9 protein-coding genes are annotated in these 10,191 nt (G+C 65.8%); 6 read left to right on the top strand and 3 right to left on the bottom strand.

Going from position 1 to position 10,191, the window contains the following annotated elements:
* The coding region (gene fdnG / locus ACTHLF_RS15385; protein ID WP_440328323.1) for a formate dehydrogenase-N subunit alpha at positions 1-2,115 on the bottom strand (2,115 nt) is incomplete at its 3' end.
* Between the two features lie 197 nt (positions 2,116-2,312).
* Positions 2,313-2,447, bottom strand: a complete 135-nt coding sequence (locus tag ACTHLF_RS15380) for a hypothetical protein (protein WP_440328322.1) — start codon at positions 2,445-2,447, stop codon at positions 2,313-2,315.
* Positions 2,448-2,886: 439 nt separating this feature from the next.
* Here ACTHLF_RS15380 and ACTHLF_RS15375 point away from each other — a divergent pair, with 439 nt between their 5' ends.
* Both ACTHLF_RS15375 and ACTHLF_RS15370 read left to right on the top strand, forming a co-directional pair.
* Complete coding sequence (locus tag ACTHLF_RS15375) at positions 2,887-3,711, top strand: restriction endonuclease (RefSeq protein ID WP_440328320.1); 825 nt, start codon at positions 2,887-2,889, stop codon at positions 3,709-3,711.
* A 98-nt stretch (positions 3,712-3,809) separates the two neighbouring features.
* Positions 3,810-4,133 carry a carboxypeptidase-like regulatory domain-containing protein gene (locus tag ACTHLF_RS15370; protein ID WP_440328318.1) on the top strand — a complete coding sequence of 108 codons (324 nt, stop codon included), beginning with the start codon at positions 3,810-3,812 and terminating at the stop codon, positions 4,131-4,133.
* A 95-nt stretch (positions 4,134-4,228) separates the two neighbouring features.
* Here ACTHLF_RS15370 and ACTHLF_RS15365 read toward each other — a convergent pair whose 3' ends face one another.
* Entirely contained in the window at positions 4,229-4,975 is a 747-nt protein-coding gene (locus tag ACTHLF_RS15365) for a glucose 1-dehydrogenase (RefSeq protein WP_440328317.1), read from the bottom strand.
* 443 nt (positions 4,976-5,418) lie between these two features.
* Between ACTHLF_RS15365 and ACTHLF_RS15360 the strand changes: the two genes are divergently transcribed.
* Genes ACTHLF_RS15360 through ACTHLF_RS15345 form a run of 4 tightly spaced genes read left to right on the top strand, consistent with a single transcriptional unit; the run spans position 5,419 to position 10,035 of the window.
* Positions 5,419-6,483, top strand: coding sequence for an HlyD family secretion protein (locus tag ACTHLF_RS15360; protein ID WP_440328315.1), 1,065 nt, complete (start codon positions 5,419-5,421; stop codon positions 6,481-6,483).
* Positions 6,480-8,018 carry a DHA2 family efflux MFS transporter permease subunit gene (locus tag ACTHLF_RS15355; RefSeq protein WP_440328314.1) on the top strand — a complete coding sequence of 513 codons (1,539 nt, stop codon included), beginning with the start codon at positions 6,480-6,482 and terminating at the stop codon, positions 8,016-8,018. The genes ACTHLF_RS15360 and ACTHLF_RS15355 overlap by 4 nt, the downstream gene beginning before the upstream one ends.
* Entirely contained in the window at positions 8,008-9,465 is a 1,458-nt protein-coding gene (locus tag ACTHLF_RS15350) for an efflux transporter outer membrane subunit (RefSeq protein ID WP_440328313.1), read from the top strand. Before ACTHLF_RS15355 ends, ACTHLF_RS15350 begins: the two co-directional genes overlap by 11 nt.
* A 3-nt stretch (positions 9,466-9,468) precedes the next feature.
* Positions 9,469-10,035 (top strand): TetR/AcrR family transcriptional regulator, encoded by a 567-nt coding sequence (locus tag ACTHLF_RS15345; protein WP_440328311.1) that lies wholly within the window; start codon positions 9,469-9,471, stop codon positions 10,033-10,035.
* Positions 10,036-10,191 lie beyond the last annotated feature (156 nt).

Genomic DNA, 10,191 nt, shown 5'->3' with positions numbered 1-10,191 from the left:
AAGGAAGCGCCCGTTCATTTCCTTGGCCAGCTCCTCGGGTTCGGGCTCCCACGGGTTCGAGTAGTTCCAGGTCATCGACATGAGCGCGTCGGGGAAGGCGCCGCCTTCCTTCTGGTACAGCGCGCGCAGTCGCTGGAACAGCCCGGCCATGATCCACAGGTCGGACTTCGCGATCCCCGGCGGGTCCGCCGCCTTCCAGTGCCACTGGAGCCAACGCGCCGAGTTCACCAGCGAGCCGTTCTCCTCGGCGAAGCAGGTCACGGGTAGCTGGAACACCTCGGTCTGGATCTCGTGCGGCTTTGCCGGATTCTGCGGGCCGAAGTCCTGCCAGAAGCGCGACGTCTCGGTGTCCAGCGGATCCATCGTGACCAGGAACTTCAGCTTGCTCAGGCCCGCGCGGATCTTGCCGCGATCGGGGAACGCCTGCAGCGGATTGAAGCCCTGGCAGATGTAGCCCGTCATCTGCCCGTTGTTCATCATCTCGAACGCCTTGATGATGTCGTAGAGCGGGATATCGAGCTTGGGCAGCAGGTCATAGGCCCAGTTCGTCTCCGCGGTGGCTGCGTCGCCGAACAGGGATTTCTGCAGGCTGACGAACAGCTTCCGGGTGTTCTGGTAGAAGCTCGTCTGGCCTGGCCGCTGCGGCTTGAACAGCCGCGTCTTCATGTACTCGTCGTAGCTGGTTTCCTTGTCCGTGGGCAGGTTCATGTACCCCGGCATCTGGTTGGAAAGCAGGCCGACATCGGTGAGACCCTGGATGTTCGAGTGCCCGCGCAACGCATTCATGCCGCCGCCGGATACGCCGATGTTGCCGAGCAGCAGCTGCACCATGGCCATGGCGCGGATGTTCTGCACGCCCACGGTGTGCTGGGTCCAGCCCAGGGCGAACAGGCTGGTCATGGCGCGGTCGGGTACGCAGGTGCTCGCGATCAGCTCGCAGATGTGCAGGAACTTGTCCTGCGGCGTGCCGCAGATGCGCGACACCATCTCCGGCGTGTAGCGGGAGACGTGTTCCTTCAGCAGGTTGATGACGCAGCGCGGGTTCTGCCAGGTGTCGTCCGCCTTCGCGAAAACGTCCTCGCGCAGTTCATAGTCCCAGCTGGACCTGTCGTAGGTGTGGTTTTCCTCGTTGAACCCGCTGAACAGCCCGTCCTGGAAGCTGAACTCGTCCTTCACCAGCAGGCTGGCATTGGTGTAGTTCCTGACGTAGGTGTGCTGGATTTTGTCGTGGGTCAGCAGGTAGTGCATCAGGCCGCTGAGGAACGCGATATCGGTTCCCGGCCGGATGGGCGCGTAGTAATCGGCCACGGAGGCCGTACGGGTAAAGCGCGGGTCGACCACGATGAGCTTCGCAGCGTTCTCGATCTTCGCTTCGATCACCCATTTGAAGCCGCAGGGGTGCGCCTCGGCGGCATTGCCGCCCATGACGATCACGACATCCGCATTCCTGATGTCGCCCCAGGTGTTGGTCATCGCACCGCGACCGAATGATGGGGCCAGACTGGCCACCGTCGGTCCGTGTCAGACGCGCGCCTGGTTGTCGAACACCACCATGCCGAGCGAGCGGGCCACCTTCCACGTAAGGAAGGAGGTTTCACTGGAGGACGCCGATGCGGCGAGCATGCCGACGCTGGTCCACCGGTTCACGGTGGTGCCGTCGGCATTCTGTGCGATGAAGTGTTTGTCGCGGTCGTCCTTCATCAGCCGCGCGATGCGGTCCAGGGCAAAGTCCCAGGAGACTTCCTTGAACTCGGTGCCGCCGGGCTCGCGGTAGCGGGGCGCCTTGAGCCGGGTAGGGGCATGGACGATATCGAGCAGGGCGGAACCCTTCGGGCACAACGTGCCACGGTTCACCGGATGATCCGGATCGCCTTCGATATGGATGATGTTGGACCTGGCGTTTTTCGCCTTGTCACCCATGCTGTAGATGAGGATGCCGCACGCCACCGAACAATAGGTGCACGTGTTGCGGGTCTCGGTCGCGTGGGTGAGCTTAAACGGGCGGACGGCGGCGGCTTGCGCCACCCCCGATGCCCCGAAGCCGATCATGCCGAGGCTGGACGCTGCCAACCCCATGCCTGTCAGCTTGATGAACTCGCGGCGGGTGAGTGCCATCGCAAGAACTCCGTAGGAAACCTGGCTGGACCACCGCTCTCCCCGGGGAGGCGGGCACTGGCTTGTGTTCCTTCCAGGACATGACGGCGGGCCGGCATGTCCCTGGATGAACTTACCACGATCCTATAAAGCCCGGTGGGGGAATTCCTGCACAAAACGCGCCTGTCACGATGATAAGGAATTGTTAAGCAGGCGCTTCAGCGGCGAGCGAGATCGATGATCAGACCGACAAGGACGACGGCGGACGTGAAGCCAATGCCCATGAAAAAGCCGAAGAGCCAGCCCGGCATCTCTCGAGGCTTGGGCGGGGCTACGGTGGTGGAGTCGGTCATGTGGGTCTCTCTATAACGGCACGATGGCGTTGGCGACGACCATGGATACCGAAAGAGCGAACGCAATACCAGAACCGCCGTAGCCGACTTGTGCCATCGCGGCCTCTCGCTCGTACACCGCCGAAGTGGCGAATAGCAGCGCAGCCCATGAAATCTGGCCATCTTTCACTAGAAGCGGCGGTGAAAGATCCTGCTTTCGCGTCGCGTCTGCGAAGGGCGAACGACGTTGACCAAAGCGACAGGTGCGCGAACGGGAAGCAAGATATTTCCGAAACAGCCCCCGGGCTTGAGGCCCCTTTCCAATGACGCGTTACGCGCATAACATCGGCCCGTCCGGCAGTCGGCCAAGGGGGCCGTCACCCGGCAGGGGAGCCAGCATGGAATGTCGCCACGGCGCCGGAAGGCGCCCCAGGGATACCGTGCGCGCCGGGTGCGCCGCATGAGCCGCTACGCGAAGCGCGTCAGCGAGCGTTGGTCCGACGCCCTCAGCCGCGTGGGCTGGGATGATTTCGAAAGACGGGTCGGCGCTTACTACGCGAGCCAGGGGTACCGCGTGGAGCACAGCGGCACCGGCAGCGGGTTCGGCAATACCGATGGTGGCATCGACCTGAAGCTGTTCAGGGATGATGCGTTCATCGTCGTGCAGTGCAAGCACTGGAATGCCTTGCAGGTGCCGCACAACCCCGTGCATGAACTCATCGGGGTTATGCATACCGCGGGCGCGACGGGCGCGATCCTGGTCACGTCGGGTGAGTTTACCCGCGCGGCGATCGAGTCGGCGGCGCGCTTTCCGGGCATCACGCTGATCGATGGTGCAGCGGTCCGCGAGATGATCGGTCCCGTGGACGACGCGGGCCTGCAGTCGACCGGGCTCGTCACCGTGACCCCTGGCACCAGTGCGCTGCCACCGTGGCCGGGCAGGGCACGGAGGGCAAAGCAGAAGGACGCCGCCATGTTCGTCGTTGCCATCGCCGTGACGGTCGCCGCGCTCCTGGTCTTCGTCCATCTCGTACGCAAGACGACCTTGCCACCGCGACATCCCGTTCCGGTCACGCAGGATGCCCTGCAAAGTCCGTGGCCGTCCACGCCGCGCGCCAGCGCACGGCGTGACGATTCCCGCCCCGTCATCAGCCGTCCGGACGGCCAGGCCCCGGGACGCGACACGACCCCGCGGACGGCCGCGGAGATCAAGGCATGGGAGCGCCAGAACGCTGAATCGATGAAGATCCTGGAGAAGACCACGCCAGCGCTGCAGTCACCGTAGCGTGCGTTCCGTTCAACAATCTGATGTGTAAAACGCAACCCCGCAGTACGGGCCTGCTGGGTAGCATCCGTGAGTGACCAACCAGAGGGGAAGTTGAAGTGAAAGTCCGCTTTTTGTTCGTGAGCCTGCTTGCCACCGCCGCCACTGTCGCCGGTGCCCAGGGAACCGCCGGCAGCATTTTTGGCCATGGCCCGGCCGGTGGTTCGGTTACCGCCACCAGCAGCACAGGCTCGCAGCGCCACGCTGAAATCAACAAGAAAGGCCGCTATACGCTGGCACCGTTGCCGATGGGCAACTACACCGTCACCCTCGACCGCGACGGCAAGACCGTCGACACGCGGAAGAACGTGAACATCATGGTCGGTCGCGGCCTGCAGGTCGATTTCGCCTGCGACAACGACCAGTGCGAGGCCGGCGGCTGATTCGTCGCTAGCTGGATCGCGCGCAAGCGCGCTCCCACGTCAGTTCGTCGGGGGACGACTGGGTGGGAGCGGGCTTGCCCGCGATGCTTTCGCGCTTAGCGCATACCGCCCGAAGCAAGCATCAGCTCGCCCGTCACCCAGCCCGCATCATCCGACGCGAGGAAGGTCACGATCGGGGCGATATCGCTGACCTGGCCAATGCGGCCCAGCGGCGTCTGGCCCTCGGCCCAGCCCTGGAAATCCGAGCCCATGAAGCCGGCGGTATGGGTGCCTTCGGTTTCCACCATGCCGGGGTTCACCGAGTTCACGCGGATACCGCGCGGGCCAAGCTCGCGCGACAGTACGCCGGTGATCGCATCGAGTGCGCCCTTGGTGCCGGTGTAGATCGCGCTCTCCGCCGGGACGAGGCGGGTGACCGCCGAGCCGATGTTGATGACGCTGCCGCCCTTGCCGAGATGCGGCGACGCTGCGCGGGTCACCAGCAGCGGGCCAAGCACGTTGGTATCGAACATGCGGCGGTACAGGGCCTCGGTGTTGTTCTCTACCGAAGCGAACTCGTAGACGCCGGAATTGTTCACGACGATGTCGAGGCGACCGAAGTTGTCGACGGCCGCGGAGACCAGCTTGCCGGCTTCGGCTTCCTTCGTGACATCGGCACCGACCGCGACGGCCTTGCCGCCGGCGGCCTTGATCTCAGCAACGACCTTCTCGGCGCCTTCCTTGCTGGAGGCGTAGTTGACGACAACGCTGGCGCCTTCCGCCGCCAGCGCTTTCGCGATCCCCGCACCGATGCCCTTCGATGCGCCGGTGACGATGGCGACCTTGTCTTTCAGCTTGCTCATGGTGTTTCCCTTGATGGCATGGTCGGCCCGACATGAGCCGCCTGCGCTATCTCTGGGGTTGGCCATGGCCGGCTGTGATACCTCGCGGGGAAAAGCAGCTTTGCCTGATGATCAAGGATGCATGGCGTTTGCATACCCATACGGACTCGCCAGTTCAAAATGAAGTACCGGTTCGATGCCCAGGCTAACCGCTATGTAGAAACGGTGGCGCCGGCAAAGCGCGACCGCCATCACGCTTTGCGGCCCACGTGGCCGGGCACGATGGAGTTGCCTGGCGTCCCCCCGGAATCCCCCATCGCCAGGCCTGGCGCCGTCCGGTCCATCAGCCGGGTCGGCGCTTTTTTTATTTCAGCCGGGTAGAACTATTTTTTCCACTGGCCCCTTGAATCCCGTTCGGGCGATCATAGAAGTACGAACGTAATTCAACAATCGAGGGTGCCCCCGTGTCCGCTGTCATCGATTCGCCCGCCGTCCCGGCGGGGCGTAGCAAACCGCTCAAGCTCGCCGCCGGCGCCATCGTCCTCGCTGGAGTGCTCGCCTATGGCGCCCACTGGTGGACCGCGGGCCGATTCATCCAGGACACCGACGACGCCTATGTCGGCGGCGATGTGACCGTGATCGGGTCGAAGGTCTCCGGCTATATCCAGACCGTCGCCGTGACCGACAACCAGTCGGTGCATAAGGGCGACCTGCTGGTGCGGATCGACGATCGCGACTATCGCGCCGCCGCCGCCAGGGCCGATGCCGCCGTGGCGGCCCAGGAGGCCGCGTTGCGCAACCTCGACGCCGTGGCGGCCCTGCAGCAGAGCGTCATCCACCAGGCCGAGGCGGGCAAGGCCGCCGCGGACGCGGAAGCCCAGCGCGCTCGTCTGGACGACACCCGCTACGGTGACCTGGTGAGCCGCTCCGCCGTCTCGGTTGAGGCGGCACAGCGCGCCCGCGCCGCCGCGCAGACCGCTGCCGCCGACACGCAGAAGGCCGGTGCCGCCGTGGAAGCGGCCCGCCGCCAGCTCGACGTGATCGCCACGCAGAAGCACCAGGCGGAAGCGGCACTGGCGCAGGCGCACGCCCAGGCGGATAGCGCCCACCTGGATCTCTCGTATACCGAAGTCCGCGCGCCGGTAGACGGGACGATCGGCAACCGACGCGCCCGCGTCGGTGCCTTCGTCAACGCAAGCAGCCCGATGCTCGCCGTGGTGCCGGCACACGGCCTGTGGGTCGATGCGAACTTCAAGGAAGACCAGCTCGCACGGATGCAGGTCGGGCAGGGCGTGGAGGTCCGCGCCGACGTACTGCCGGGCCATCCGTTCCATGGCCACATCGCGTCGCTGGCCCCGGCCACCGGTGCGCAGTTCAGCGTGCTCCCGCCGGAGAACGCGACCGGCAACTTCACCAAGATCGTCCAGCGCGTGCCGGTGCGCGTGGTGCTCGATGGCAAGGACGGTGACCTGGGCCTGCTGCGCCCCGGTCTTTCGGTGACGGCGACCGTCGATACCAAAGCGCCATGAGCCCCGTCGCGCACCTCACCCCGGGCCAGAAGATCTTTGCCTTCGCCAGCATGTGCGTGGGCATGTTCATCGCGCTTCTCGATATCCAGATCGTCTCGGCGTCGCTGCGCGATATCGGTGGCGGCCTGTCCGCCGGTGCCGATGACACGGCGTGGGTCCAGACGAGCTACCTGATCGCGGAGATCATCGTCATCCCGCTTTCGGGCTGGTTGTCACGCGTGTTCTCGACGCGCTGGCTGTTTGCCGTATCGGCCGCAGGTTTCACGCTCACCAGCCTTCTGTGCGGCATCGCCTGGGATATCCAGAGCATGATCGTGTTCCGCGCCGCGCAGGGTTTCATCGGTGGCTCGATGATCCCGATGGTGTTCACCACGGCGTTCGTGTTCTTCGAAGGCAAGCAGCGCGTGATCGCCGCGGCGACCATCGGCGCGCTGGCCTCGCTCGCACCGACGCTGGGGCCGACGCTGGGCGGCTGGATCACGGATAACTTTTCGTGGCACTGGCTGTTCTTCATCAACCTGGTGCCGGGCATCTTCGTGACCGTCGCCGTGCCGGCGCTGGTGAAGATCGATGAGCCGGACCTGGGCCTGCTGAAGCTCGGCGACTGGGCGGGCATCGTGCTGATGGCGTTGTTCCTGGGCTGCCTGGAGTACACGCTGGAGGAAGGCCCGCGCTGGAACTGGATGGAAGACAGCGTCATCCGCACGACCGCGTGGACGGCGATGATCGCCGGCGTGCTGTTCATCTGGCGCGAGCTCACCGCCGAGCACCCCGTGGTCGACCTGCGCGCCCTGAAGGATCGCAACTTCGCACTCGGCTCATTCTTTTCCTTCGTCACCGGCATCGGCCTGTTCGCGACGATCTACCTGACCCCGTTGTTCCTGGGCCGCGTGGAGGGCTATAGCGCATTCCAGATCGGCAAGGCCGTATTTTCGACGGGTGTGTTCCAGATCCTCACCATCCCGGTCTACACCTTCCTTGCGAACCGGGTAGACCTGCGCTGGTTGATGATGGTGGGCATGGCGATGTTCGCGCTGTCGATGTTCGAGTTCACGCCGATCACGCACGACTGGAGCGGTACCGAACTGTTGCTGCCGCAGGCTTTGCGTGGCGCGGCCCAGCAGCTTGCCGTGCCGCCAGTGGTGACGTTGACGCTCGGTGGCTTGGCGCCGGCGCGGCTGCGCCATGCGTCGGGTCTGTTCAACACCATGCGTAATCTCGGCGGCGCCATCGGCATCGCCGCGTGCGCCACGATCCTCAACGACCGCACCAACCTGCATTTCCAGCGCCTGGCCGAACACCTCACGCCCGCGAACGAAGCGATGAATGGCTTCCTCACGAGCATGGATAGCGCGGCACAGACCTCCAGCGTGGCACTTCGCGAACTCTGGCAGCTCACCTTCCGTGAGGCCCAGACGATGACGTACAGCGATGCCTTCTTTTCCATCATGTTGTGCTTTGTGCTTGCCACGGTCATGGTGCCGTTGATGCGCAAGGTGCAGCCCCCGAAAGGTCCTTCCGCCGATGCGCACTAAGCTGCTTCCCCTTGTGTTTTCCCTGACCCTGGCCGGATGCACCGTGGGTCCCGACTATGTGAAACCGAGCCTGCCTGTTGCGCCGACGTGGCACGAGCAGGCCGCCCTTGAAAAGCGCGCGGGCGAGGCGCCTGCTCCGGCGCTGGATACCTGGTGGAGCGGGTTCAACGATCCTGAACTGAGCACCATCATCGGGCGCGTCCTCGACCAGAACCTGGACCTCGCGGCCTCTGAAGCGCGTGTCGATCAAGCCAGTGCGGTGGCCCAGCACGCGCATGCCGACCGCCTGCCGCAGGGCAGCCTCGATGCGAGCGCGGCGCGCCTGCGCCAGTCCGAGCGCAGCCCGCTGGGCAAGCTGGCCAGCCCGACGCCGGGGTACGAGCGTAACCAGACGTACGAAGACGCTGGCGTCGGTGCGAGCTGGGAGCTGGACCTGGCCGGTGGCCTGCGCCGTGGTGATGAGGCTGCGAGTGCGGCGCGGCAGGCCGCCGAGGCCACGCACGCCGGCGTGCGCATCACCCTGGTCGCCGAGGCCGCGGACGCGTACTTCCGCGTGCGTGGCGCGCAGGCGCGCATCGGCATCGCCAACGAACAGATCCAGAACGAGCAAGGGCTGGTCGACCTCGTCCACCTGCGCCTTGAGCACGGGCTGGGTACGGAGCGCGAAGTTGCGCAGGCCGAGGCGCTGCTGTTGCAGGCCCAGGCGACCGTGCCGCCGCTGAAGGCCGAGCTGGATACCCAGCTCAATCGCCTCGACGTGCTGATGGGCGCCGCACCGGGCACGTATGCAAAGGAAATCGCCACATCGGGCGTGCCGTTCAGCGTGCCGGGCGTGGATGGCGCGGGTGGTCCGGCCTCGTTGCTACGCCGCCGCCCCGACGTGATCGCCGCCGAACGGGAACTGGCCGCCAGCAACGCGCGGATCGGCGTGGCGCTGTCGCAGTACTATCCCCAGGTCTCGCTCTCGGGCCTGCTGGGCGTCGCCTCCCTGGATAGCGGCAAGCTCTTCACAGGGGCGGCCCTACAGTCGCAGGGCGCGCTGGGGCTGCACTGGCGCCTGTTCGATTTCGGCAGGGTCGATGCCGAGGTGAAGCAGGCGCGCGGGGCGAACGCCGAAGCGCTGGCGAAGTACCGTGGCTCGATGCTGAAGGCGACCGAGGATGTCGAGAACGCGATCGTGGCGCTCACGCAGCTGGAGGCGCAGCATGCGGTGCTGGAGCGCGAGGTGGCGGCGCATGCCCGGGCCCGTGATGCCGCGCAGGATGCGTATAAGGGCGGTGCCGTAAGCTTGCTGGAGGTGCTGGATGAAGATCGCCAGCTGCTGGCTTCGCGCGATCTGCTGGCTCGCGTGCGTACCGATGATGCGCGCGCTGCGGTGGGCGCGTTCCGTGCGCTGGGTGGTGGCTGGGACGTGCCGGCCGACAAGGTAGCCGATGTTTCGAGGTGAATCATGCGATATGCGAAGGACCACAAGGAGAAGACCCGCCAGCGGATCATCGAGGTCGCGGCGCAGAACTTCCGCGAGCGCGGCTTCGAAGGCGAGGGCATCGCCTCGGTGATGCAGAGCGCCGGGCTGACCAACGGCGCCTTCTTCAACCACTTCAGTTCGAAGGAAGACCTGGCGCGCGAGGTCGTGGCGTATGCCCTGGCCGAGCGGCTCGACTTTCTCAACGAGCGCCTGGCGACGGGCGGGAATACGCGGGCCTATATCGAGTCGTACCTGTCGGCGCGGCACCGTGACAACCCGCAGCATGGCTGCCCGATCGCGAGTCTCGTGGGCGACGTGTCGCGTCGTTCCGAGCCGGTCCGGGATGCGTTCGCGCAGGGGATGGAGACCCTGGTCAACCGTCTCGCCGAACAGTGGCCGGAGCTGCCGGCGGCGCAGGCGCGCGGAAAGGCCATCGCGCTGTATGCGCTGATCAACGGTGCGTTGCAGATGTCGCGGGCGACGAAAGACGATGCGCTATCGGAAGAGATCCTGGCTTCCGGCCGCGCCGCCGCGATCGCGATGTTGTAACCCGCACCACCTGTGGGAGCGGGGGGGGGGGGGGGGGGGGGGGAACGGCACCCCCCCACGCCGCCCGCGCGCCCCCCCCCGCGGGGTGGGCCGGCCCCCCGAGGTGTGGGGGGGGGGGTTGGGGGAAAAGAGCGCAGGGGGGGGGGGGGGGGGGGG

Source organism: Luteibacter sp., from assembly GCF_051958795.1.
GTDB lineage: Bacteria > Pseudomonadota > Gammaproteobacteria > Xanthomonadales > Rhodanobacteraceae > Luteibacter.
The sequence above is the reverse complement of the archived record's forward strand: the minus strand, read 5'-3'. Positions and strand labels throughout refer to the sequence as shown.

Excerpts from the sequence above, each read along its gene's own strand:
- ACTHLF_RS15380 (WP_440328322.1), bottom strand. The coding sequence starts at position 2,447 with ATGACCGACTCCACCACCGTAGCCCCGCCCAAGCCTCGAGAGATGCCG.
- ACTHLF_RS15375 (WP_440328320.1), top strand. The coding sequence starts at position 2,887 with ATGAGCCGCTACGCGAAGCGCGTCAGCGAGCGTTGGTCCGACGCCCTC.
- ACTHLF_RS15355 (WP_440328314.1), top strand. The coding sequence starts at position 6,480 with ATGAGCCCCGTCGCGCACCTCACCCCGGGCCAGAAGATCTTTGCCTTC.
- ACTHLF_RS15345 (WP_440328311.1), top strand. The coding sequence starts at position 9,469 with ATGCGATATGCGAAGGACCACAAGGAGAAGACCCGCCAGCGGATCATC.
- ACTHLF_RS15350 (WP_440328313.1), top strand. The coding sequence starts at position 8,008 with ATGCGCACTAAGCTGCTTCCCCTTGTGTTTTCCCTGACCCTGGCCGGA.
- ACTHLF_RS15365 (WP_440328317.1), bottom strand. The coding sequence starts at position 4,975 with ATGAGCAAGCTGAAAGACAAGGTCGCCATCGTCACCGGCGCATCGAAG.